Genomic DNA, 22,222 nt, shown 5'->3' with positions numbered 1-22,222 from the left:
TTGCGTTGCACATCGCTTGCTGTACGATCGTGTAACAACGAGCGGAGGTCGGCGTGGCTGAGGCGAAACCGGCGGGACAGGCGTGGAGCGACCCGGACGCGGGCTGGAGCCTGCCGGCCTGGACCTATTCGGACCCCGAATTTTTCGACGCCGAGGTGGCGCGCGTCATCCGTCCGTCCTGGCAGATCGTCTGCCATGAGAGCGACGTGCCGGCGACCGGGGATTTCCACACGCTCGATTATGTCGGCGAGAGCGTCGTCGTCGTCCGCACGCGCGACGGCGGGATCAACGGCTTCACCAATGTCTGCCGCCATCGCGGCGCGCGGCTGCTCGACGGCCCCTCGGGCTGCGCCAAGAAGATCGTCTGCCCCTATCACGCCTGGACCTATGATCTCGACGGCCGCCTGACCGGCCTGCCGATGCGCGAAACCTATGCGCTCGATCCCTCGAAGCATGGCCTCGCGCCCGTGGAGGTCGAGATCTGGCGCGGCTTCATCTTCGTGCGGCTGGAGGGCGGCGGGCCGTCGGTGGCCGAGATGATGGCGCCCTATGAGGCGGAGGTCGCGCCCTATCGCTTCGAGGAACTCAGCGCCTTCGGCCGGGTGACGCTGCGCCCGCGGCCGGTGAACTGGAAGAATGTCGGCGACAATTATTCGGACGGCCTGCACATCGCCGTCGCCCATCCCGGCCTCAAGCGGCTGATGGGCAAGGGCTATGGCGTCGAGGCCAGCGAGTATGTCGACAAGATGTGGGGGCCGATCGTCGAGCGCCCCTCCGCCGACCTCTCCGAGCGGGCCTACCAGCATTTCCTGCCGCCGGTGCCGCATCTGCCGCCAGAACGGCAGCGGCTGTGGACCTATTTCAAGCTCTGGCCGAACATCGCCTTCGACATCTATCCCGACCAGATCGACTTCATGCAGTGGCTGCCCGTCTCGCCGACCGAGACGCTGATCCGCGAGATCGCCTATTGCCTCCCCGATGGCCGCCGCGAGATGAAGGCCGCGCGCTATCTCAACTGGCGGATCAACCGGCAGGTCAACGCCGAGGACACCACGCTGATCGCCCGCGTCCAGCAGGGCATGGCCTCGCAGAGCTTCACCGTCGGCCCCTTGAGCGAGCAGGAGGTCGCGCTGCGCAACTTCTGCCGCAAGATCCGCCATATCCTCCCCGAATCCAGACAGCACCGCGCGCCGCTGCCCGGCTGGAGCCGCCGTCCGCATGGAGTGTTCTTGAATGACTGAGCGTGTCGATGCGGTGATGATCGGCGGCGGCCATAATGGCCTCGTCTGCGCTTATTATCTGGCGCGCGCGGGCAAGCGGGTGCGCGTGCTCGAGCGGCGGCCCATCGTCGGCGGTGCGGCCGTCACCGAGGAATTCCACCCCGGCTTCCGCAATTCGGTGGCGAGCTACACGGTCAGCCTGCTCCAGCCCAAGGTCATCCGCGACATGAAGCTGGCCGAGCGCGGCCTGCGTATCGTCGAGCGGCCGATCTCCAACTTCCTGCCGCAGGACGACGGGCGCTACCTCAAGCTCGGCGGCGGTCTGGAGCGGACGCAGGCCGAGTTCCGCAAATTCTCGCACCATGATGCCGAGGTGCTGCCCGCTTATTACGAGGCGCTCGACGTGGTGGCCGACGTGCTGCGCGATCTCGCGCTACGCTCGCCGCCGAACATGGGCGAAGGGCTGGGCACCCTGCTCTCTGCCGCGCGACAGGGGCGACGGCTCGCGGGGCTCAACCTCGCCCAGCAGCGCGACGTGCTCGATCTCTTCACCAAGTCCGCCCGCACCTTCCTCGATAGCTGGTTCGAGAGCGAGGCGGTCAAGGCGGCGTTCGGCTTCGATGCGGTGGTGGGGAATTTCGCGTCGCCGGATACGCCGGGATCGGCCTATGTGCTGCTCCACCATGTCTTCGGCGAGGTGAACGGCAAGAAGGGCGCCTGGGGCCACGCCATCGGCGGCATGGGCGCGATCACGCAGGCGATGCGGCAGGCGTGCGAGGAGATCGGCGTCCAGATCAGCGTCGACGCGCCGGTGGAGCGCGTGCTGGTCGATGGCGGCCGCGCCGTCGGCGTGCGGCTGGAGGGCGGGCAGGAGGTGATGGGCCAGTCCATCGTCTCCAATGTCGGCCCGCGCCTGCTCTATGACCGGCTGATCGATCCGGCCGATCTTGCTCCCGAATTCCGTCGCCGGGTGAAGGGCTTCAAGGTCGGCTCGGGCACGTTCCGCATGAACGTGGCGCTCAGCGAGCTGCCGCGCTTCACCTGCCTGCCCGAGCCCGGCGAGCATCACCAGTCGGGCATCATCATCGCGCCGACGCTCGATTATATGGACCGCGCCTATACCGACGCGAAGCAGACCGGCATGTCGGAGGCGCCGATCGTCGAGATGCTGATCCCGTCCACGGTGGACGACAGCCTCGCCCCTCCCGGCCAGCATGTCGCCAGCCTGTTCTGCCAGCAGTTCGCGCCCGAGCTTCCCGATGGCCGGAGCTGGGACGACGCCCGTGAAGAGGCGGCGGACCTCATCATCGATACGGTCGAGCGCTGGGCGCCCGGGTTCAGGGCCTCGGTGATCGCGCGGCAGATCCATTCGCCGCTCGATCTGGAGCGCAAGTTCGGGTTGATCGGCGGCGACATCATGCATGGCAATATGAGCCTCGATCAGCTTTGGTCTGCGCGGCCGATCCTCGGTCATGGTGCCTATCGGGGGCCTCTGAAGGGTCTCTATATGTGCGGCGCCGGCACGCATCCGGGCGGCGGCGTCACCGGGGCTCCGGGCCATAATGCGGCGCGCGAGATTCTCGCCGACGGCGGCCTCTGGCGACGGATCACCCGCGCGGCCTGAGGCCCCGTCACGCCACCGCGCGGGGCTTCGCCGGCAGATGCCAGCGGCCCAGCTCCTCGTGCCATGTCCGCCCGTGCCAGCTCCTGACCAGCACCAGCTCGTCGACCAGCCAGCTTATCCCGTCGATCGGCCGCGCGCCGCGTGCGTCGCGCGCGCCGTAACCGAGCGTGACGTGCGGCACCGGCGCCGCCCCGCTGCCCGGTGCGGAGCCATAATGGCGCAGCATGTCGAGCACATGCGCCTGACATTCCAGCGCCCCGACCAGCGGCCGGCTCGCCTTGAGCAGGGTGCTGCGCGCGCTCACCACCACTTCGTCGAACACGACATGGAAGGCGAGCGGCGGCATCGTCGCCATGATCCAGCGGGTGAGCGCGATCGCATGATCCTCCGGCGCGTCGATTTCGCTGAGCCGCGCGATCGTGATGTGCCGCCGCGCCGCCGAGACGAGATTCAGCCCCGGCAGCGCCGGCTCGACATCGTTCGATATGTCCAGATGCGCGCCGACATCGTCCGGCAGGCGGGCGAAGAGATAGAGGCGGGATTCGACAGGCATGGCCATCGGCGGCTGTCCTTCCTGAATCGGTCGGCGCTTATGTTCCATGTTTGTTCTCATTTGTCAAGCGGACTTGGCAGCGCCGCCCGCCCGCGCGATAGGTGTGGGCATGAACCTGATCTCGATCCTGATCGGTCTCGTCGCGCTGCTCTGGGCGCTGGTCGCCTTCCTGCCGCTGTTCGGCTGGATGTACTGGCTCATCATCCCGATCGCTGTGCTGGGCCTGGGCTTCGGCGTGCTGTCGAGCCGCACCGGGGGGCGCAATCTCAACCTGCTGGTGATCCTCGTCGGGATCGTGCGCCTGTCGGTGGGCCACGGCATCTTCTGAAGCGCGGGCCGCTGCGCTAGGATCGGTGCGGGGCCGTCATGGCCCCGGCCAACGGGAGGGCGTCCGATGCGGGTGGCACAGATCCTGATCCTGAGCGCGGCATCGGCCGCGATCGCGGCGGCGGGGCCGCCGCGCGGGCCAAACTGGGTGCGCGTCGGCAGCCATGTCGACAGCGGCCCGGTGGAGGTCGACACGCGCTCGATCGTGCCATGGGGCGGGCTCATCCGCGGCTGGTGGCGGCTGACGCTGGCCGAGCCCCGGCCCGACGGCACAGTGGTGGAGCGGCATCTCGACGCGGTCGACTGCGCGCGCGGGCTCAGCACCACGCTCGAGCAGGTGACGCTGCGCCCCGACGGCAGCCTCGTCGCCGATGCCCGCGAGAGCCCGACCGCGGCGATCGCGCGGCTCGGCCCGGCGACCCCCGGCACCACCGGCGAGATGGCGGTGCGCGCGATCTGCCGCCTGCGCCCGCCGCCCAAACGCACCCGCTGAGCCCCCTCCCCGATTGACGGAGGCCGCGCGCTTGCGCACATCCGCGGGCCGGCACAGGAGGAGCGGCATGGGCGGAGAAGCGCAGGCGGTGAAGCTGCACGAAAGCTGGCGCGAGCCGCTCGGGCAGGAGTTCGCCAGCCCCTATATGGCGGCGCTGAAGCAGTTCCTCGTCGCCGAGAAGGCATCCGGCAAGCGCATCTTCCCCAAGGGCGGCGAATGGTTCCGCGCGCTGGACCTCACCCCGCTCGACCAGGTGCGCGTCGTGATCCTGGGGCAAGATCCCTATCATGGCGAGGGGCAGGCGCATGGCCTGTGCTTCTCGGTGCAGCCGGGCGTGCGGCCGCCGCCGAGCCTCGTCAACATCTACAAGGAGCTGGACAGCGATCTCGGCATCGCGCGGCCTTCGCACGGCTTTCTGGAGCATTGGGCGAAGCAGGGCGTGCTGCTGCTGAACTCGGTGCTGACGGTGGAGATGGGCCTCGCCGCCTCGCACCGCGATCGCGGCTGGGAGAAGTTCACCGATGCGGTGATCCGGCTGGTGGCGGCGAAGGAGGAACCGGTCGTGTTCCTGCTGTGGGGCAGCTACGCGCAGAAGAAGGCGGGGTTCATCCAGTCGGTCGAGCAGGGCGGGCGGCATCTGGTGCTGAAGGCGGCGCATCCGTCGCCGCTTTCGGCGCATAACGGCTTTCTCGGGTGCCGGCATTTCTCCAAGACGAATGCGTTTCTGGAGAGCCGGGGGCTGAAGCCGATCGATTGGGCTTTGCCGGGGGTGTGAAGGCGGAAGGCGCCGGCCGCGATTACCAGACGACGATCTGCTGATCGAAATGGCCGCCCGTCTTGCTGTTGGACGCCTTCATCTCGATCGTCGCCGGAATGAAGCTCTTGCCCTTGTAGATGGGGATGACGTTCATCTTGTCGACAGCACCTTGCTGGACCATGCGGATGAGACTCGCGACCGCCGAAGCTCGCGCCTGTGCGGCCTCGGGTGTCACATAAACGCGATTCGCCTCGACATCCTGTCCACCGAGCTCGGCCGGGAACAGCAGAATCGCCACGAGCTTGCCCTCGACCGCAAGCGCCTTTGCAGCATCGTGGCTCTGGACGGCCGAGAAATCGGGTTTCATCGCATGAACCGCTGGCGTCGCCGCGAGAAGCGCGGCGACAGCCGATCCGATCAACTGTCGCCGCATAAGCCTCACTCCGCCGCGGGCAGATAGATTTCCCCGCCCTTCTCGCGGAACGTCTCGCTCATCTGCTGCATCCCGGCTTCGGCTTCCGCCTCGCCCAAGGGCGTCGCGGCGAGGAAGGTGTCGGCGCTGGCGTTCTGCTTCGCCGCGAAGTCGCGCACTTCCTGCGTGATCTTCATCGAGCAGAATTTCGGGCCGCACATCGAGCAGAAATGCGCCGTCTTGGCGCCTTCCGCCGGCAGTGTCTGGTCGTGATATTCCTCGGCCGTGTCGGGATCGAGCGACAGGTTGAACTGGTCGCGCCAGCGGAATTCGAAGCGGGCGCGGGAGAGCGCATCGTCGCGCACCTTGGCGCCCGGATGGCCCTTGGCGAGATCGGCCGCGTGCGCCGCGAGCTTGTAGGTGACGACACCCACCTTCACGTCGTTGCGGTCGGGAAGCCCCAGATGCTCCTTGGGCGTGACGTAGCAGAGCATCGCGGTGCCGAACCAGCCGATCATCGCGGCGCCGATCGCCGAGGTGATGTGGTCGTAGCCCGGCGCGATGTCAGTGGTGAGCGGCCCGAGCGTGTAGAAGGGCGCCTCGCCGCACGCCTCGAGCTGCTTGTCCATATTCTGCTTGATCTTGTGCATCGGCACATGGCCGGGGCCTTCGATCATCACCTGCACGTCGTGCTTCCACGCGATCTGGGTGAGTTCGCCCAGCGTCGCCAGCTCGGCGAACTGCGCTTCGTCATTGGCGTCCGCGATCGAGCCCGGACGCAGGCCGTCGCCGAGCGAGAAGGCGACATCGTAGGCCTTCATGATCTCGCAGATTTCCTCGAAGCGCTCGTAGAGGAAGCTCTCCTTGTGGTGCGCGAGGCACCACTTCGCCATGATCGAGCCGCCGCGCGAGACGATGCCGGTGACGCGTTTGGCGGTCAGCGGGATGTAAGGCAGGCGGACGCCGGCGTGGATGGTGAAGTAATCGACGCCCTGCTCGGCCTGCTCGATCAGCGTGTCGCGGAATATCTCCCAGGTCAGATCCTCGGCGATGCCGCCGACCTTTTCCAGCGCCTGATAGATCGGCACGGTGCCGATCGGCACCGGCGAGTTGCGCATGATCCACTCGCGGGTGTCGTGGATGTTGCGGCCGGTGGAGAGGTCCATCACCGTGTCCGCGCCCCAGCGGATCGACCAGACCATCTTGTCGACCTCGTTGGCGACGTCCGACGCCACCGCCGAATTGCCGATGTTGGCGTTGATCTTCACGAGGAAGTTGCGGCCGATCGCCATCGGCTCGCTCTCGGGGTGGTTGATGTTGTTGGGGATGATCGCACGGCCGCGGGCGACTTCCTCACGGACGAACTCGGGCGTCACGAAATCGGGAATCTCGGCACCGAAATCCTGGCCGTCGCGGGCCAGCTTCTCCTTCAATGCGGCGCGGCCCATATTCTCGCGGATCGCGACATATTCCATCTCGGGCGTGATGATGCCCTTCTTGGCATAGTGCATCTGGCTGACGTTCATGCCGGGCTTCGCGCGCAGCACGCGGCCGCGCACCTGCGGGAAGGCGGGCACGCCGCCCGAGCGATCAGGGCCGAGCTGGCCATTGTCCTCGGGCTTCACCTCGCGCTGATCGACTTCCTCGACGTCGCCGCGGTTGCGAATCCAGTCGCGGCGGAGTTCGGGCAGGCCTGCCATGATGTCGATCCTGGCGTTGGGATCGGTATACGGCCCCGACGTGTCATAGACGCGCACCGCCGGCTCGTTGGCCGAAGGCTCCAGCTCGATCTCGCGCATCGCGACCTTCAAGTCGCCGACATAAATCTTCCGCGAGCCCCGGATCGGACCGGTCGTCACCTTGAGCTCGGTGCGGGCGGGGATGTCTGCCATGGGAAGAAGTCCTTTCAGGGAAGCGCGTCGGCGCGGCCTGTGAGGCCGGCGAGGAAGAGAAGCAAGCCCAGCACGATCGCCACCAGCGCCCAGAGGCGGGCGCTGGTGACGAAGGAGCGGGCGAAGCCGAGGAGAATCTGCGGCGCCGCGATCAACACCAGCCCTTCGATCGCGAGCAGGGCCGCGAGGACGGTGACGATCACGCTCAGCGGATCGGCGAGGACATGGTGCGGGATCAGGATCGCCGTCCCGATCGCGAAGGCGGCGACGCCGACCGCATAGACGAGGCCGGGCGAGCGATCGAAATCGTCGACGATCGCGCGCAGCTTCTGCGGCATGATGAGAAGACCGATGCCGGCCGCCAGCCAGTAGAGGCCGATCGCCTCCGCCAGTCGCAAGGTCAGCACGGTGAGCGTGTGGACCACGCCGTCTCCTCGTTCAAACGGAAGGGGAGTGCGTGGCCGCTCCCTCCCTCCGCCGGTGTCAACCGGATCAGGTTCGACGGGTCGCGGGCTTCAACGCCCGCCTCTCAGCCGCGTGTCAGCGGCCCCCCGGGGAAGCCCCTCTCATAGACCAACGCCGGCCCCCACGCAAAGGGGGCGTGCGTCCGGCCGGGCGGCATCGGAGACAAAGGGGCCGATCCGGCGTTGTTCGGATCGCCGCCGGCTTGATGCGGGCGAAACGAGGAGGGACGAATGGACATGAAACGTCCGATGGCGGGGCTGGTCGCGCTCTCGATGATGACTTCGATGGCCGGCTGTGTGGCGCCGCGCGATCATGGCCACGGCTATGACGACCGGCGCGGCTATAACGAACCCCCGCCCCCTCCGGCGGGGCCCGGCTATGATGGACGGGACGCGGCTGCGCCCCCGCCCGGCTATGATCCGGCACGCGACTATCGCGAGGAGCGGGGCGATGGACGCTCGCTCTCGCGCGACGACCGGGTCTATCGCGGCGATGACGGGCGCTATTACTGCAAGCGCTCCGATGGAACGACCGGCCTCGTCGTCGGCGCGGTGGCGGGCGCGGCGCTGGGCGCGATCCTTGGTGGCGGCGGATTGCTCGGCACGCTGCTCGGCGCGGGCGGTGGCGGGTTGCTCGGCCATTCGGTCGACAAGGGCGAGGTGCGCTGCCGCTGACCCTTCGCGGCGGGATTGGCCACGCCGCTTTTTGGCGCCTTCCCGAGAAAAATCGCGGCCGGATGAAAATTGGATGGAGACAAAGCCCGATTCGCTTGCTAGGGGGCCGCTCCCGACGGCGAACACCAAATCGCCGAACGACGGTGTGGACGCATAGCTCAGTTGGTAGAGCAGCTGACTCTTAATCAGCGGGTCCTTGGTTCGAGCCCAAGTGCGTCCACCATACCTTCCCCATGACTTCTCGCAGGAATGCGCGCACGGCCCCGGCCGGTTGCTGGCCCATCCGATCGCGTGTCCGAACGATTCTACCGACTGGACGAATCCCCGATCCGGCGCTTTTACGCGAGTCACTCGACAGCGCGGGACAAGGCCCGGATAGTGGCGGGCGGGCGGTGAAGGCGGCCATGGGGCGATGGTCGCCGGCGTAAGGGATGCGGTGCGGATGAAGACGGCGGCGGTGATCGGGGCGGGGTTCGGCGGGCTGGCGCTCGCCATCCGCCTGCAATCGGCGGGCATCGCGACCACCCTCGTCGAGGCGCGCGACAAGGCGGGCGGGCGCGCCTACGCCTGGGAGAAGGACGGCTTCACCTTCGACGCCGGGCCGACCGTCATCACCGATCCCGATTGCCTGGCCGAGCTCTGGCGCCTGTCCGGCCGCGAGATCGGCGAGGATGTCGAGCTGCTGCCCGTCTCGCCCTTCTACAGGCTGATGTGGCCCGACGGCACGAGCTTCGACTATTCCAACGACGATGCCGCGCTCACCCGCCAGATCGCGATGCTGAACCCCGAGGATGTGGCCGGCTATCGCCGTTTCCTCGATTATGCCGGCGAGGTTTACGAGCAGGGCTATCGCAAGCTCGGCACCACGGCCTTCCTCGATTTCAGGACGATGGTGAAGGCCGCCCCCCAGCTCGTGAAGAGTCAGGCGTGGCGCTCGGTCTATTCGATCGTGTCGTCCTTCGTGAAGGACGAGCATCTGCGGCAGGCGCTCAGCTTCCACACGCTGCTGATCGGCGGCAATCCGATGAGCGCGAGCGCGATTTATGCGCTGATCCACAAGCTGGAGCGCGAAAGCGGGATCTGGTTTCCGCGCGGCGGCACCCATGCGCTGGTGCGGGGCATGGTCGCCCATTTCGAGCGGCTGGGCGGCACGGTACGCCTCGGTGATCCGGTAGTGGCGATCGACACGCTCGGCGACCGGGTGACCGGCCTTGCCTGCCGGAGCGGATGGAGCGCGCCGTTCGATGCGGTCGCCTCCAACGCCGACGCGGTCCACAGCTATCGCGACCTGATCGGCCATTCGACCCGCGGCCAGCGCGCGGCGCGCGCGCTTCAGGACAAGCGATTCTCGCCTTCGATGTTCCTCGTCCATTTCGGGATCAGGGGCACCTTCCCCGGCATACCCCATCATTCGATCCTGTTCGGGCCGCGCTATCAGGGGCTGCTCGCCGACATTTTCGACCATGGCGTGCTGCCGCGCGACTTCGCGCTCTATCTCCACCACCCGACCGTCACCGACCCGGCGCTGGCGCCCGAGGGTTGTTCGACCTTCCATGCGCTCGCGCCCGTGCCGCATCTCGGCAAGCTGCCGATCGAGTGGGACGAGATCGGCCCGATCCTCGCCGATCGCATCCTCGATCATCTCGAGGCGCGGCTGATCCCCGGCCTGCGCGAGCGGCTGGTGACGCGCTTCCACTACACACCGCGCGATTTCGCGGGCGATTACAACGCGCATCTCGGCTCGGCCTTCAGCCTCGAGCCCGTGCTGACCCAATCCGCCTTCTTCCGCGTCCACAACCGTGACGACCGCATCCCCAATCTCTATTTCGTCGGCGCCGCCACCCATCCGGGTGCGGGAATCCCCGGCGTGGTCGGCTCCGCCAAGGCGACCGCCACGCTGATGCTCGACGATCTCCGCCGATCCTGAAGGACTGACACATCATGAAGCGCCTCGCCGTCTATTGCGGCTCCGCCACTCCCGCCGATCCCCGCTACATCGAATGCGCCCGCGCCGTCGGGCGCAGCTTTGCGGAGCGCGGCATCGGCCTCGTCTATGGCGGCGGGCGGCTCGGCCTGATGGGCGCCGTCGCCGATGCGACGCTGGAGGCCGGCGGCGAGGTGATCGGCGTGATCCCGACCGCGCTGGTCGACGCCGAGGTGGCGCACAAGGGCTGCACCGAGCTGCACGTCGTCGAGACGATGCACCAGAGGAAGCAGGCCTTCACCGACCTTTCCGACGGCTTCGTCACCATCCCCGGCGGCACCGGCACCATGGACGAGCTGTGGGAGGCGATGAGCTGGGCGCAGCTCGGCTATCACGCCAAGCCGGTCGGCCTGCTCAACGTCGCGGGCTATTATGACGGGCTGCTGGAGTTCTGGGCGAAGATGGGCGAGGTCGGCTTCGTGCGAGCCCAGCACCGGGGCCTGCTGATCGCGAGCGACGATCTCGACGACCTGCTCGCCCGCATGGCGGAGTATCAGCCGCACCGGACGATCTTCGCCATGAAGGCCAGGGATCTGTGACGCCCGGCCGGGCGGCCCTTCCCGTCCTGACGACCGGGCGGCTCCGGCTGCGCGGTCGCCTGCCCGAGGATGCCGAGGCGCTCTTCCCCGCGCTTTCCGATCCGGCGGTGATGACCTGGTGGTCGCGCGCGCCCTACACGACCGTGGAGGATGTGCGCGCCGACTTCGCGGTGGGCGCGGGCGATCCGTGGCGGAGCTGGGCGATCACCCGACCGGGAGAGGATCGCGCGCTCGGCTTCGTCGCCGCCGGCGAGAAGCGGCAGGGCGGCGTGTCGGAGATCGGCTATCTGCTCGTCCCCGAGGCGCAGGGGCAGGGCATCGCGCAGGAGGCGGTGAAAGGCGTGATCGGCCAGCTCTTCGCCGAGGGGCAGCGCCGCGTCTTCGCCGACACCGATCCCGACAATCGCGGCTCGGTCGCGCTGCTGGAGCGGCTGGGCTTCCGGCTGGAGGGGCGGCTGCGCGGCGAGTGGCACACGCATATCGGCATCCGGGATTCGCTGATCTACGGCCTGCTCGCCGAGGAATGGCACGGCTGAGGGCTCCGCTCGCGAATCGGGCGTTCAGCGAAGGCTCATCGCGATCCTTGTTGATCGCCCGGATGAAACGCTCCGCCTCCTTTTTTGCCGCCTCGCTCGCGCTCGCGGGCCTGCTCGCCGGCTGCTCGACCGTCTCGCCCGAAGCCAGGGTCCGCGACAAGCTGATCGCCGCCGGCGTCAAGCCGCACATGGCCGGCTGCATGGCCGACAAGCTGGTCCACAAGCTCGACACTTCGGAGCTGAAGGAACTCAACCGCGTCGCCAGGCTGCCGCGCGAGCATCCCGGTGCGCTGAGCTTCGACGAGCTGACCTACCGGCTTCATGCACTGAATAATCCGCATATCGTGTCGGTTGTGACGCGCGCAGGGCTGGGCTGCGCCATCGCAGGGTGATAGGGGGCCTCCCAAACGGCGCCGGGCACGGACTTTACGTTCGCGTCAATTGCCGTTAACGGAAACCTTGAGACAGGAGCCGCCTCCCATGAACATCCACGAATATCAGGCCAAGGAACTGCTCGCGAAGTTCGGCGTCGCCGTTCCTGCCGGTCACGCCGCGATGTCGGTGGACGAGGCGGTGGCCGCCGCCGGCAAGCTGCCTGGGCCGCTCTATGTCGTGAAGGCGCAGATTCACGCGGGCGGCCGCGGCAAGGGCAAGTTCAAGGAACTGCCGGCCGACGCCAAGGGCGGCGTGCGCCTCACCAAGTCGCTCGACGACGTGCGCGCGGCGGCGACCGAGATGCTCGGCAACACGCTCGTGACGGTGCAGACCGGCGAGCATGGCAAGCAGGTGAACCGCCTCTACGTCACCGACGGCGCCGACATCGCCAAGGAATATTATCTCTCGATGCTGGTCGATCGCGCGACCGGCCGTATCGCCATGGTCGTCTCGACCGAGGGCGGCATGGACATCGAGGCGGTCGCCCATGACACGCCCGAGAAGATCGAGACGATCACGATCGATCCGGCCGAAGGCTTCATGCCGCACCATGGCCGCGCCGTGGCCTTCGCGCTCAAGCTCTCGGGCGATCTCGCCAAGCAGGCGCAGAAGCTCGCGCAGCAGCTCTACACCGCCTTCCTCGCCACCGACATGTCGATGCTGGAAGTGAACCCGCTGGTCGAGACCGTGGACGGCAAGCTGCTCGTCCTCGACGCCAAGGTGTCGTTCGATTCGAACGCGCTGTTCCGCCACAAGGACATCCTCGAGCTCCGCGACGAGACCGAGGAAGATCCGGCCGAGGTCGAGGCGTCCAAGCATGACCTCGCCTACATCAAACTCGACGGCGACATCGGCTGCATGGTGAACGGCGCCGGCCTCGCCATGGCGACGATGGACATCATCAAGCTCAACGGCGCGTTCCCGGCCAACTTCCTCGACGTCGGCGGCGGCGCCTCGAAGGAGAAGGTGACCGAGGCGTTCAAGATCATCCTGAGCGATCCGGCCGTGAAGGGCATCCTCGTCAACATCTTCGGCGGCATCATGCGCTGCGACATCATCGCGGAAGGCATCATCGCGGCCGCCAAGGAAGTGAACCTGTCGGTGCCGCTGGTCGTGCGCCTCGAAGGCACGAACGTCGAGCAGGGCAAGGCCATCCTCGGCAATTCGGGCCTGCCGATCGTGGCGGCCGACGATCTGGGCGATGCCGCCCGCAAGATCGTCGCCGAGGTCAAGCAGGCGGCCTGAGGCAAGAAACGTCCGGGCCGCCCATCAGAATACCAAGGAGAGAAACATGAAGGTTCTCGTCCCCGTGAAGCGGGTGATCGATTACAACGTGAAGCCGCGGGTGAAGATGGACGGCACGGGCGTTGATCTTGCCAACGTCAAGATGTCGATGAACCCGTTCGACGAGATCGCGGTCGAGGAAGCCATCCGCCTCAAGGAAAAGGGCGTGGCGACCGAGGTGGTGGTCGTGTCGATCGGGCCGGCCAAGGCGCAGGAAACCTGCCGCACCGCGCTCGCCATGGGCGCGGATCGCGCGATCCTGATCCAGACCGACGAGACGGTCGAGCCGCTCGGCGTGGCCAAGCTCCTGAAGGCGGTCGCCGACGAGGAGCAGCCGGGTCTGGTGATCCTCGGCAAGCAGGCGATCGACGACGACAGCAACCAGACCGGCCAGATGCTGGCGGCGCTGATGGGCCGTCCGCAGGGCACCTTCGCGTCCAAGGTCGAGGTGTCGGGCGATACCGTCACCGTGACCCGCGAAGTCGATGGCGGTCTGGAGACCGTGGCGCTCACCATTCCAGCGATCATCACCACCGATCTTCGCCTGAACGAGCCGCGCTATGCGTCGCTGCCCAACATCATGAAGGCCAAGTCCAAGCCGCTCGCGGCGAAGACCCCGGCCGACTATGGCGTGGACATCGCGCCGCGTCTGGAGACGCTCACCGTCGCCGAGCCGCCGAAGCGCTCGGCCGGCATCAAGGTGGCCGATGTCGATGAACTGGTTGCGAAGCTCAAGGCTCTGGGAGTGGCGGCATGAAGACGCTGGTTTGGGTCGAGCATGAAGGCGGTGCCCTGAAGGACGCCACCCTCTCCGCCGTCACCGCGGCGGCGAAGCTGGGCGAGGTGCATCTGCTCGTGGCCGGCGAAGGCGTCGGCGGCGTGGCGGAAGCGGCGGCGAAGATCGCCGGCGTCGGCAAGGTGCATGTCGCGGACAATGCGGCCTATGCCCATGCGCTGCCGGAGGCGGTGGCGCCGCTGATCGTCGAGCTGATGGGCCACCACGACGCGTTCGTCGCGCCGGCCACCTCTACGGCCAAGAATATCGCGCCGCGCGTGGCCGCCCTGCTCGACGTGATGCAGGTCAGCGACATCCTCTCGGTCGAGGGCGACAAGACCTTCACCCGCCCGATCTATGCCGGCAACGCGATCGCGACGGTCAAGTCGAACGACGCCAAGCTCGTCATCACCGTCCGCGGCACGGCCTTCGAGAAGGCGGCCAAGGATGGCGGTTCGGGCGCGATCGAGGCGGTGTCGGCCGCGACTTCGGGCGAAGGCTCCAAGTTCGTCGGTGCAGAAATCAGCAAGTCGGAGCGCCCGGAGCTGACCTCGGCCAAGGTGATCGTCTCGGGTGGCCGTGCGCTCGCCAGCAGCGAGAATTTCCACTCGGTGATCGAGCCGCTCGCCGACAAGCTCGGCGCCGCCGTCGGCGCGTCGCGCGCGGCGGTCGACGCGGGCTATGTGCCCAACGACTATCAGGTCGGCCAGACCGGCAAGATCGTGGCGCCTGAAGTCTATGTCGCGGTCGGCATCTCGGGTGCGATCCAGCACCTCGCCGGCATGAAGGACTCGAAGACGATCATCGCCATCAACAAGGATGAGGACGCCCCCATCTTCCAGGTGGCGGATATCGGCCTCGTCGGCGATCTGTTCACGATCGTGCCGGAGCTGACCTCCAAGCTCTGATCCGTTCGGCGGATTGAAGGATAAGGGCGGGGCTGCGGCTCCGCCCTTTTTCGTTTCAGCGCCGGGCGAAGCGCAGGACAGCGAAGCCCAGCAGGGCCGAGGCGCAGGAGCCGGCCAGCACGCCGATCTTCACCTCCTCGATCAGCACCGGATCGCGGAAGGCGAGCCCGCCGATGAACAGGCTCATCGTGAAGCCGATCCCCGCGAGCAGCGCCACGCCATAGAGCTGCATCCAGCCCGCGCCCTCGGGCCTGTCGGCGAGTTTGAGCGCCACCGCGCCCCGCATCGCCCCGAACACGCCGATCTGCTTGCCGAGAAAGAGCCCCAGCGCCACGCCCAGCGGCAGCGGCGCCCAGAGCGGCGCATCCCCGAAGCGCACGCCGGCATTGGCGAACCCGAAGACGGGCAGGATCGCGTAGCTCACCCAGGGCGAGAGGGCGTGCTCCAGCCGGTCGAGCGGGGCATGGCCGTCGTCGCCGAGCGGCACGAACAGGGCGGCGAGCACGCCTGCCACCGTCGCATGGACACCCGATTGCAGCACCGCCGCCCAGAGCAGCAGCGCCAGCAGCAGATAGGGCCAGAGCGCCTTCACGCCCCGCCGGTTGAGCAGGAAGAGCAGCCCCAGCAGCACGGCCGCGGCGACCAGCGCCCAAAGCTTCAACCCGCTCGTGTAAGCGAGCGCGATGATCGCCACCGCGCCGATATCGTCGACGATCGCGACGGTGGTCAGGAACAGCTTGAGCGAGGCCGGCGCGCGGCTCCCCAGCAGCGCCAGCACGCCGATCGCGAAGGCGATGTCGGTGGCGGACGGGATCGCCCACCCCCGGATGAGCGCCGGATCGCCCCCCGTCACCGCGAGATAGACCAGCGCCGGCGCCACCATCCCCGCCACCGCCGCGATCACCGGCAGCCGCCGCGCGGCGGGCGTCGACAAGTCGCCTGCCACGACTTCGCGCTTCACCTCCAGCCCGACGAACAGGAAGAAGACGGCCATCAGCCCGTCATTGATCCAGTGGAGCAGCCCCATCGGCCCCAGCTTCCCATGGATCAGATGTTCATAGGCCGCCCCCCAGGGGGAGTTGGCGACGATCAGCGCGGCGGCGGCCGCCGCCATCAGCACCACGCCCGGCCCGGCCTCGCCCGAGAGATGGTCGCGCACCGCGAGGAAGGATTTGCGGATCATGCCCCGTTTGTGGCGAGTTGGCGTCCTGTGCGCCAGCCCTCTCCCTCGTCATCCCGGACTTGATCCGGACTCCAGACCCCGTGCGCTGCCCTGGATCCTGACTTTCGTCAGGACGACGAACGGTCAGCTCGCCAGCTTCGCGATCGTCGCCATCGCGGCATGGGGCGCGCGGACCTTCGCGCCGCTGATGTAGAAGAGATAGACGTCGCGGGGCGTCTTCGGTGCCGGATCGCCGGGCGCGGCGAGCGGGAAGGTATCGCCCGTCCCGCCTCTGGCCCATTCCTTCGCTACATCCACCCAGCGATCGATCTCGTGGGTCGGATAGCCCGTCGCCTCCTCCTCGCGGGTCCGCATCAGGCGGGCATAGGAGGCGGGGCCGCTGGCGTCGCCGATCTGCGGATAGTCGTCCGAATGGGTGTGGACGATCGAGACGCCATGCTGGCGGCACAGCGCGACGAACTCGGGGCACTGGAAGCTTTCGTGCCGTACATCGACGACATGGGTGAGCTTCACCCCGTCCCGCTCGGGCGGGAGCAGCGCGAGGAAGGCGCCGAAATCTTCGGGATCGAACTTCTTGGTCGCCATGAACTGCCACAGGATCGGCCCGAGCTTGTCGCCCAGCTCGACGATGCCCTGCGCGAGGAATTTCTCGACCGAGGCCTCGCCCTCGGCCAGCACCTTGCGATTGGTGCAGAAGCGCGAGGCCTTCAGCGCGAAGACGAAATCATCGGGCACCGCCTTGGCCCAGGCGGCGAAGGTCGCGGGCTTCTGGCTGCCATAATAGGTGCCGTTCACTTCGATCGCGGTCAGCTTCGAGGCGGCATAATCCAGCTCGCGCGCGTGCGGCCATTTCTCGGGAAAGAACGTCCCGCGCCATGGCTCGAAGGTCCAGCCGCCGATGCCGACCCGGATCGTCCCCGTCATGCCGCCCGCTCCCTAGAAGATCGACGGCAGGTCTAGCCCCTTCTCCTTGGCGCAGTCGATGGCGATGTCGTAACCCGCGTCGGCATGGCGCATCACGCCTGTCGCGGGGTCGTTCCACAGCACGCGCTCCAGCCGGGCGGCGGCGTCCGCCGTGCCGTCGGCGACGATCACCATGCCGCTATGCTGCGAATAGCCCATGCCGACGCCGCCGCCATGGTGCAGCGACACCCATGTGGCTCCGCTCGCGGTGTTGAGCAGCGCGTTGAGCAGCGGCCAGTCGGAGACGGCATCGCTGCCGTCCTTCATCGCTTCCGTCTCGCGGTTGGGGCTGGCGACCGAGCCCGAATCGAGATGATCGCGGCCGATCACGACGGGGGCTTTCAGCTCGCCCTTGGCCACCATCTCGTTGAAGGCGAGGCCGAGCCGGTGCCGGTCCCCCAGCCCCACCCAGCAGATGCGTGCGGGCAGGCCCTGGAAGTGGATGTGCTCGCGGGCCATGTCGAGCCAGCGGTGGAGATGCCTGTTGTCGGGCAACAGCTCCTTCACCTTGGCGTCGGTCTTGTAGATGTCCTCGGGATCGCCCGAGAGCGCGGCCCAGCGGAACGGGCCGACGCCCCGGCAGAACAGCGGGCGGATATAAGCGGGCACGAAGCCGGGGAAATCGAAGGCATTCGCGACGCCCTCGTCCTTGGCGACCTGCCGGATGTTGTTGCCATAATCGACGGTGGGCACGCCGGCGTGGTGGAAATCCAGCATCGCGCGGACATGGACCGCCATCGACGCCTTGGCAGCGCACGCCACCGAGGCGGGATCGCTCTCCCGCGCCGCTGCCCATTGGTCGAGCGTCCAGCCCTGCGGGAGATAGCCGTTCAGCGGATCATGCGCGGAGGTCTGGTCGGTGACGAGATCGGGGCGGACGCCGCGCCGCACCAGCTCGGGATAGACGTCCGCCGCATTGCCGAGCAGGCCGACCGAGACCGGCGTCTTCGAGCTGGTGACGATCTCCAGCGCCTCGTCGAGGCTGTCGGTCATGCGATCGACATAGCCGGTCTTGAGGCGCATCTCGATCCGGCTCGGCTGGCACTCGACCGCGAGGCAGGAGGCCCCCGCCATCGTCGCCGCGAGCGGTTGCGCACCGCCCATGCCGCCGAGGCCTGCCGTCAATATCCAGCGGCCCGAGAGATCGCCGCCATAATGCTGGCGCCCGGCCTCCACGAAGGTCTCGTAGGTGCCCTGCACGATGCCCTGGCTGCCGATGTAGATCCACGAGCCGGCGGTCATCTGGCCGTACATCATGAGGCCTGCGCGATCGAGTTCGTGGAAATGCTCCCAGTTCGCCCATTTGGGCACGAGGTTCGAATTGGCGAGCAGCACGCGGGGCGCATTCTCGTGCGTGCGGAACACGCCGACCGGCTTGCCCGACTGGACGAGCAGCGTCTCGTCGCCTTCGAGGCGCTTCAGCACCTCGACGATGCGATCGAAGCTCTCCCAGTCGCGCGCCGCCCGGCCGATGCCGCCATAGACGACCAGCTCCTGCGGATTCTCCGCCACCCGCGCGTCGAGATTGTTCATCAGCATCCGCAACGGGGCTTCGGTCAGCCAGCTTTTCGCGCTGAGTTCGGTGCCGGTCGGGGCTTCGATATGGCGGGCATTGTCGATGCGGGTCATGCGGTGCCTTTCGCGAAGGTCAGGGCGGCGGCGAGGATGGTCTGGAGTTGCGCGCGCAAGGGTGCGGCGAAATCGGGATCATAGGCGGGCGGCCAGTTGGAGGCGTTGGGCGCGCCCTCGGGCTCGCGCAGATAGGCGCGCATCGCCGTCTCCATCTGGATGGCGTGGACGCCCTTGTCCGGGCGGCCGTAATGGCGCGTCGTCCAGCCGCCCCGGAAGCGGCCGTTGAGGACATGGCTGCGCCCCGCGCAGGCGGCGACCACGGCGTCGCTTAAGCGCGGATCGCAGGTCGTGCCATTGTTGGTGCCGACATTGAGCTCGGGCAGCTCGCCCTCGAACAGGCGCGGCACATGGCTGCGGATCGAGTGGCAGTCATAGAGCACGACGCGAGGATGGATCGCGCGCAGCCGCTCGATCTCGGCCTTCAGCGCGGCATGATAGGGCGAGTGGAAATTGCAGCGGTTGGATTCGATGTCCGGCCCCTTGCCCTCTTCGTAGAGCGGATCGTCATCGAAGGTCTCGGTCGGGCACAGCCCGGTCGTCGCCTGCCCCGGATAGAGCGAGGCGCCCGAGGGATCGCGGTTGCAGTCCACGACACTGCGCGAAATGTCGGTCCAGATCAGGGTGGCGTCGGCGAGGCCCGTGTAGAGCGGCCGGATATGCCAGTCCGCATCGCGGATCGCCCACCAGCGCGAGCGGAAGCCGTCGAGCAGGTCGGCCGGAATCTCCGTGCCCCCATGCGGGAAGGCGAGGATCAGCGGGCTGTCGCTCTGCTCGACGTGCAGCCATGTCATGGCGTCACTCCCGGCAAGGTGCCGACCGCCTCCAGCAGCGCGGGCGAGCGGATCAGCGCGGTCGCGGCCTCCATGTCGGGGGCCATGTGGCGATCATGGTCGAGCGTCGGCACCTGCGCGCGCAGCAGCTTGCGGACCGCCTCGACCGGAGCAGAGGAGGCCAGCGGCGCGTGGAAGTCACACCCCTGTGCGCCCGCCAGAAGCTCGATCCCGAGGATCGCATCGACATTCGTCGCCATCTCGGACAGCCGTCGTGCGCCGTGCGCGGCCATCGAGACATGATCCTCCTGGTTCGCCGAAGTCGGGATCGAATCGACGCTCGCCGGCATCGCGCGCTGCTTGTTCTCGGAAACGAGCGCGGCGGCGGTCACCTGCGGGATCATGAAGCCCGAGTTGAGGCCCGGCTTGGGGGTCAGGAAGGCAGGCAGGCCGGAGAGCGCCGGATCGACCAACATGGCGATGCGGCGTTCGGAAAGGCTGCCGATCTCGCACAGCGCCATCGCGATCATGTCGGCGGCGAAGGCGACGGGTTCGGCGTGGAAATTGCCGCCCGACAGCGCCTCGTCGGTCTCCGGGAAGATCAGCGGATTGTCCGAGACGCCGTTCGCTTCGGTGACGAGCGTGTCGGCGGCCTTGCGCAGCAGATCGAGGATCGCCCCCATCACCTGAGGCTGGCAGCGCAGGCAGTAGGGGTCTTGCACGCGGATGTCGTCGATCCGGTGCGAAGCGCGGATCGGGGAGTCCTCCATCATCCGGCGGAGCGCATCGGCGGTCTCGATCTGGCCCTTATGGCCGCGCAGCGCGTGGATGCGATGATCGAAGGGGGCGTCGGAGCCCTTGGCGGCCTCGGTCGAGAGGATGCCGGTGACGAGCGCGGCGCGATAGAGGCGCTCGGCCTCGAACAGCCCGGCGAGCGCATAGGCGGTCGAGAATTGCGTTCCGTTGAGGAGGGCCAAGCCTTCCTTCGGCCCCAGCTCCAACGGCTTGAGGCCTGCATCGGCCAGCGCCTTCTCGGCGGGGACGCGGTGGCCATTCACGAACATCTCGCCAACGCCGATCATCGCGGCGGTCATGTGCGAGAGAGGGGCCAAGTCGCCGGACGCGCCCACCGAGCCCTGTGCCGGCACCACCGGGGTCAGCCCCTTGGCCAACATCGCTTCGAGCAGATCGACCGTCTCGACCTTCACGCCCGAAGCCCCGCGCGCGAGGCTGGCGAGCTTCAGCGCCATCATCAGCCGCGCGACCGGCACCGGCATCGGCGCGCCGACGCCGGCGGCGTGGGAGAGCACGATATTGCGCTGGAGCGTCGCCAGATCCGCATCCGGGATGCGCACGGTGGCGAGCTTTCCGAAGCCGGTGTTGATGCCATAGACCGGCTCGCCCTTGGCGAGGATGCGCTCGATCGCGGCGACGCTCTCGGCGATCGCGGGGCGGCAGGCGGGATCGAGGGTGGGCGCAGCACCCTGATAGATGGCGCGCCAGTCCGCAGCGGGGACGGCGCCGGGAGTCAGCAGCATAGGCCGTCCTTCACGCGGGAAAACAGGGGGGTGAAGCCGATGCGGTAGACCAGCTCGGCGGGTTCGGAGATGTTCCAGACGGCGAGGTCGCAGGCCTTGCCTGCTTCCAGCGTGCCGATCTCGTGCGCGAGGCCCAGCGCGCGGGCCGCATGGACGGTGACGCCGCGCAGCGCCTCGGTGACGGTCAGGCGGAACAGGGTCGCGCCCATGTTGAGCATCAGCAGCAGCGAAGTCGTCGGTGAGGTGCCGGGGTTGCAGTCGGTCGCGAGCGCGATGGGGACGCCTGCCGCGCGGAAGAGATCGACCGGCGGGCGCTTCGTCTCGCGCATGAAGTAGAAAGCGCCGGGCAGCAGCACCGCGACCGTCCCCGCCGCCGCCATCGCCCGCGCATCCGCCTCGTCGGCATATTCGAGATGATCGGCCGAGAGCGCACCATGGTGCGCGGCGAGGCTGGAGCCGTGGAGCGCGGAGAGTTGCTCGGCATGGAGCTTGACCGGAAGCCCGGCGGCGCGCGCGGCGTGGAGCACGCGGTCGGTCTGCACAGGCGAGAAGCCGATGCCTTCGCAGAAGGCGTCCACCGCGTCCGCCAGCCCGACGGCGGCCGGGATCATGGCGTCACGGACCAGATCGACATAGTCGTCGGCGCGGCCGGCATATTCGGGCGGCAGCGCATGCGCGCCGAGCAAGGTGGTGGCGATGCGGACATGCCGCTCCTCCCCCAGCGCACGGGCGGCGCGGAGCATCTTCAGTTCGTCCTCGACCGTCAGGCCATAGCCCGATTTCACTTCGACGGTGGTGACGCCCTCGGCCAGCAGCGCGTCGAGGCGGGGCAGCGCGGTCGCGACCAGTTCTGCCTCGCTGGCGGCGCGGGTGGCGCGCATGGTCGAGACGATGCCGCCGCCGGCCCGCGCGATCTCCTCATAGGTCGCGCCTTCGAGCCGCATCGCCCATTCGTTCGCGCGGGTGCCGGCGTGGACGAGATGGGTATGGCAGTCGATCAGCCCCGGCGTGATCCAGCGGCCGTCGCAGTCGATCTCCATGTCGGCGTCGAACGCGGGCGCGCCGTCCGCCGGGCCGGCATAAAGGATACGCCCGTCCTTCGCGGCGACGAGGCCGTCCTCGACGATGCCCAGCCCCTCGCCCGCCATGGTGGCGAGACGGGTGTTGCTCCACAGCGTATCACAGGCGGTCGTGTCGGCCATTTGTCTATACAAAAGCATGGACCCGACCTACTGTCCAGCATCGGCATGAGAGGGAC

23 protein-coding genes, 1 tRNA gene and 1 riboswitch are annotated in these 22,222 nt (G+C 67.9%); of the genes, 14 read left to right on the top strand and 10 right to left on the bottom strand.

Features of this window, described 5'->3' with window-relative positions:
* Window positions 1-53 precede the first annotated feature (53 nt).
* Complete coding sequence (locus FHS98_RS14360; protein ID WP_167106422.1) at window positions 54-1,241, top strand: SRPBCC family protein; 1,188 nt, start codon at window positions 54-56, stop codon at window positions 1,239-1,241.
* Window positions 1,234-2,844 carry a phytoene desaturase family protein gene (locus FHS98_RS14355; RefSeq protein ID WP_167106419.1) on the top strand — a complete coding sequence of 537 codons (1,611 nt, stop codon included), beginning with the start codon at window positions 1,234-1,236 and terminating at the stop codon, window positions 2,842-2,844. Before FHS98_RS14360 ends, FHS98_RS14355 begins: the two co-directional genes overlap by 8 nt.
* Before the next feature lie 7 nt (window positions 2,845-2,851).
* On the opposite strand, the gene FHS98_RS14350 is transcribed toward FHS98_RS14355, so the two are convergent.
* Window positions 2,852-3,403, bottom strand: a complete 552-nt coding sequence (locus FHS98_RS14350; protein WP_167106416.1) for a 2'-5' RNA ligase family protein — start codon at window positions 3,401-3,403, stop codon at window positions 2,852-2,854.
* A gap of 103 nt (window positions 3,404-3,506) precedes the next feature.
* Here FHS98_RS14350 and FHS98_RS14345 point away from each other — a divergent pair, with 103 nt between their 5' ends.
* From FHS98_RS14345 to ung, 3 genes are all read left to right on the top strand, one after another.
* Window positions 3,507-3,725, top strand: coding sequence for a hypothetical protein (locus tag FHS98_RS14345; RefSeq protein ID WP_167106413.1), 219 nt, complete (start codon window positions 3,507-3,509; stop codon window positions 3,723-3,725).
* A 66-nt stretch (window positions 3,726-3,791) separates the two neighbouring features.
* A complete protein-coding gene (locus tag FHS98_RS14340) occupies window positions 3,792-4,217 on the top strand; it encodes a hypothetical protein (protein WP_167106411.1) in 426 nt (141 codons plus the stop codon).
* Window positions 4,218-4,284: 67 nt separating this feature from the next.
* A complete protein-coding gene (gene ung / locus FHS98_RS14335) occupies window positions 4,285-4,992 on the top strand; it encodes a uracil-DNA glycosylase (RefSeq protein WP_167106408.1) in 708 nt (235 codons plus the stop codon).
* Window positions 4,993-5,014: 22 nt separating this feature from the next.
* Here the strand turns inward: ung and FHS98_RS14330 are convergent, their stop codons facing one another.
* From FHS98_RS14330 to FHS98_RS14320, 3 genes are all read right to left on the bottom strand, one after another.
* Complete coding sequence (locus FHS98_RS14330) at window positions 5,015-5,341, bottom strand: hypothetical protein (RefSeq protein WP_208402276.1); 327 nt, start codon at window positions 5,339-5,341, stop codon at window positions 5,015-5,017.
* A 71-nt stretch (window positions 5,342-5,412) separates the two neighbouring features.
* Window positions 5,413-7,278: a phosphomethylpyrimidine synthase ThiC gene (thiC, locus tag FHS98_RS14325; RefSeq protein ID WP_167106402.1), complete on the bottom strand. Its 1,866-nt coding sequence runs from the start codon at window positions 7,276-7,278 to the stop codon at window positions 5,413-5,415.
* 14 nt (window positions 7,279-7,292) lie between these two features.
* Window positions 7,293-7,703 (bottom strand): DUF2065 domain-containing protein, encoded by a 411-nt coding sequence (locus FHS98_RS14320; RefSeq protein WP_167106399.1) that lies wholly within the window; start codon window positions 7,701-7,703, stop codon window positions 7,293-7,295.
* 27 nt (window positions 7,704-7,730) lie between these two features.
* Window positions 7,731-7,842: riboswitch (TPP riboswitch) on the bottom strand.
* A 137-nt stretch (window positions 7,843-7,979) separates the two neighbouring features.
* Here FHS98_RS14320 and FHS98_RS14315 point away from each other — a divergent pair.
* The 9 genes from FHS98_RS14315 to FHS98_RS14275 all read left to right on the top strand — a co-directional run bounded on the left by FHS98_RS14315 (window position 7,980) and on the right by FHS98_RS14275 (window position 14,878).
* Window positions 7,980-8,417, top strand: a complete 438-nt coding sequence (locus FHS98_RS14315; RefSeq protein WP_167106800.1) for a hypothetical protein — start codon at window positions 7,980-7,982, stop codon at window positions 8,415-8,417.
* A 147-nt stretch (window positions 8,418-8,564) separates the two neighbouring features.
* Window positions 8,565-8,640: transfer RNA gene (locus tag FHS98_RS14310), tRNA-Lys, on the top strand.
* A gap of 219 nt (window positions 8,641-8,859) precedes the next feature.
* Window positions 8,860-10,344 carry a phytoene desaturase gene (locus FHS98_RS14305; RefSeq protein WP_167106797.1) on the top strand — a complete coding sequence of 495 codons (1,485 nt, stop codon included), beginning with the start codon at window positions 8,860-8,862 and terminating at the stop codon, window positions 10,342-10,344.
* A 14-nt stretch (window positions 10,345-10,358) separates the two neighbouring features.
* A complete protein-coding gene (locus FHS98_RS14300) occupies window positions 10,359-10,940 on the top strand; it encodes an LOG family protein (protein WP_167106396.1) in 582 nt (193 codons plus the stop codon).
* On the top strand, window positions 10,937-11,476 hold the full coding sequence (locus FHS98_RS14295) for a GNAT family N-acetyltransferase (protein WP_167106393.1): 540 nt from the start codon (window positions 10,937-10,939) through the stop codon (window positions 11,474-11,476). Before FHS98_RS14300 ends, FHS98_RS14295 begins: the two co-directional genes overlap by 4 nt.
* 62 nt (window positions 11,477-11,538) lie before the next feature.
* Window positions 11,539-11,868 (top strand): hypothetical protein, encoded by a 330-nt coding sequence (locus FHS98_RS14290; protein WP_243848039.1) that lies wholly within the window; start codon window positions 11,539-11,541, stop codon window positions 11,866-11,868.
* An 88-nt stretch (window positions 11,869-11,956) separates the two neighbouring features.
* The gene (gene sucC, locus FHS98_RS14285) at window positions 11,957-13,156 is read left to right on the top strand and encodes an ADP-forming succinate--CoA ligase subunit beta (RefSeq protein ID WP_167106388.1); all 1,200 of its coding nucleotides are present in this window, start codon (window positions 11,957-11,959) and stop codon (window positions 13,154-13,156) included.
* 46 nt (window positions 13,157-13,202) lie between these two features.
* Window positions 13,203-13,952 carry an electron transfer flavoprotein subunit beta/FixA family protein gene (locus tag FHS98_RS14280; protein ID WP_167106385.1) on the top strand — a complete coding sequence of 250 codons (750 nt, stop codon included), beginning with the start codon at window positions 13,203-13,205 and terminating at the stop codon, window positions 13,950-13,952.
* On the top strand, window positions 13,949-14,878 hold the full coding sequence (locus FHS98_RS14275) for an electron transfer flavoprotein subunit alpha/FixB family protein (RefSeq protein ID WP_167106382.1): 930 nt from the start codon (window positions 13,949-13,951) through the stop codon (window positions 14,876-14,878). The genes FHS98_RS14280 and FHS98_RS14275 overlap by 4 nt, the downstream gene beginning before the upstream one ends.
* A gap of 55 nt (window positions 14,879-14,933) precedes the next feature.
* Here FHS98_RS14275 and nhaA read toward each other — a convergent pair whose 3' ends face one another.
* The 6 genes from nhaA to hutI all read right to left on the bottom strand — a co-directional run bounded on the left by nhaA (window position 14,934) and on the right by hutI (window position 22,166).
* Window positions 14,934-16,061, bottom strand: coding sequence for a Na+/H+ antiporter NhaA (gene nhaA / locus FHS98_RS14270; RefSeq protein ID WP_167106379.1), 1,128 nt, complete (start codon window positions 16,059-16,061; stop codon window positions 14,934-14,936).
* 123 nt (window positions 16,062-16,184) lie between these two features.
* Entirely contained in the window at window positions 16,185-16,985 is an 801-nt protein-coding gene (locus FHS98_RS14265; protein WP_167106376.1) for a DUF72 domain-containing protein, read from the bottom strand.
* Window positions 16,986-16,997: 12 nt separating this feature from the next.
* Window positions 16,998-18,653: a urocanate hydratase gene (hutU, locus tag FHS98_RS14260; RefSeq protein ID WP_167106373.1), complete on the bottom strand. Its 1,656-nt coding sequence runs from the start codon at window positions 18,651-18,653 to the stop codon at window positions 16,998-17,000.
* Window positions 18,650-19,447: an N-formylglutamate deformylase gene (gene hutG, locus FHS98_RS14255; protein WP_167106370.1), complete on the bottom strand. Its 798-nt coding sequence runs from the start codon at window positions 19,445-19,447 to the stop codon at window positions 18,650-18,652. Before hutG ends, hutU begins: the two co-directional genes overlap by 4 nt.
* The gene (gene hutH, locus FHS98_RS14250) at window positions 19,444-20,964 is read right to left on the bottom strand and encodes a histidine ammonia-lyase (RefSeq protein ID WP_167106367.1); all 1,521 of its coding nucleotides are present in this window, start codon (window positions 20,962-20,964) and stop codon (window positions 19,444-19,446) included. Before hutH ends, hutG begins: the two co-directional genes overlap by 4 nt.
* Window positions 20,955-22,166 carry an imidazolonepropionase gene (gene hutI, locus FHS98_RS14245; protein WP_167106364.1) on the bottom strand — a complete coding sequence of 404 codons (1,212 nt, stop codon included), beginning with the start codon at window positions 22,164-22,166 and terminating at the stop codon, window positions 20,955-20,957. Before hutI ends, hutH begins: the two co-directional genes overlap by 10 nt.
* Between the last annotated feature and the right edge of the window lie 56 nt (window positions 22,167-22,222).

The sequence above is a fragment of the Sphingomonas oligoaromativorans genome (assembly GCF_011762195.1).
In the GTDB taxonomy this organism is placed as follows: Bacteria; Pseudomonadota; Alphaproteobacteria; order Sphingomonadales; family Sphingomonadaceae; genus Solisphingomonas; species Solisphingomonas oligoaromativorans.
Note: the sequence above shows the minus strand (reverse complement) of the source record. Positions and strands in the feature narration are given on the sequence as shown.

Coding starts and splice junctions, on each gene's coding strand:
- FHS98_RS14300 (WP_167106396.1), top strand. CDS start 10,359: ATGAAGCGCCTCGCCGTCTATTGCGGCTCCGCCACTCCCGCCGATCCC.
- FHS98_RS14280 (WP_167106385.1), top strand. CDS start 13,203: ATGAAGGTTCTCGTCCCCGTGAAGCGGGTGATCGATTACAACGTGAAG.
- FHS98_RS14290 (WP_243848039.1), top strand. CDS start 11,539: ATGAAACGCTCCGCCTCCTTTTTTGCCGCCTCGCTCGCGCTCGCGGGC.
- FHS98_RS14275 (WP_167106382.1), top strand. CDS start 13,949: ATGAAGACGCTGGTTTGGGTCGAGCATGAAGGCGGTGCCCTGAAGGAC.
- FHS98_RS14350 (WP_167106416.1), bottom strand. CDS start 3,403: ATGGCCATGCCTGTCGAATCCCGCCTCTATCTCTTCGCCCGCCTGCCG.
- ung (WP_167106408.1), top strand. CDS start 4,285: ATGGGCGGAGAAGCGCAGGCGGTGAAGCTGCACGAAAGCTGGCGCGAG.
- sucC (WP_167106388.1), top strand. CDS start 11,957: ATGAACATCCACGAATATCAGGCCAAGGAACTGCTCGCGAAGTTCGGC.
- FHS98_RS14330 (WP_208402276.1), bottom strand. CDS start 5,341: ATGAAACCCGATTTCTCGGCCGTCCAGAGCCACGATGCTGCAAAGGCG.
- hutI (WP_167106364.1), bottom strand. CDS start 22,166: ATGGCCGACACGACCGCCTGTGATACGCTGTGGAGCAACACCCGTCTC.
- FHS98_RS14315 (WP_167106800.1), top strand. CDS start 7,980: ATGAAACGTCCGATGGCGGGGCTGGTCGCGCTCTCGATGATGACTTCG.
- hutU (WP_167106373.1), bottom strand. CDS start 18,653: ATGACCCGCATCGACAATGCCCGCCATATCGAAGCCCCGACCGGCACC.
- hutH (WP_167106367.1), bottom strand. CDS start 20,964: ATGCTGCTGACTCCCGGCGCCGTCCCCGCTGCGGACTGGCGCGCCATC.
- FHS98_RS14345 (WP_167106413.1), top strand. CDS start 3,507: ATGAACCTGATCTCGATCCTGATCGGTCTCGTCGCGCTGCTCTGGGCG.
- FHS98_RS14265 (WP_167106376.1), bottom strand. CDS start 16,985: ATGACGGGGACGATCCGGGTCGGCATCGGCGGCTGGACCTTCGAGCCA.
- thiC (WP_167106402.1), bottom strand. CDS start 7,278: ATGGCAGACATCCCCGCCCGCACCGAGCTCAAGGTGACGACCGGTCCG.
- nhaA (WP_167106379.1), bottom strand. CDS start 16,061: ATGATCCGCAAATCCTTCCTCGCGGTGCGCGACCATCTCTCGGGCGAG.
- FHS98_RS14340 (WP_167106411.1), top strand. CDS start 3,792: ATGCGGGTGGCACAGATCCTGATCCTGAGCGCGGCATCGGCCGCGATC.
- FHS98_RS14305 (WP_167106797.1), top strand. CDS start 8,860: ATGAAGACGGCGGCGGTGATCGGGGCGGGGTTCGGCGGGCTGGCGCTC.
- FHS98_RS14355 (WP_167106419.1), top strand. CDS start 1,234: ATGACTGAGCGTGTCGATGCGGTGATGATCGGCGGCGGCCATAATGGC.
- hutG (WP_167106370.1), bottom strand. CDS start 19,447: ATGACATGGCTGCACGTCGAGCAGAGCGACAGCCCGCTGATCCTCGCC.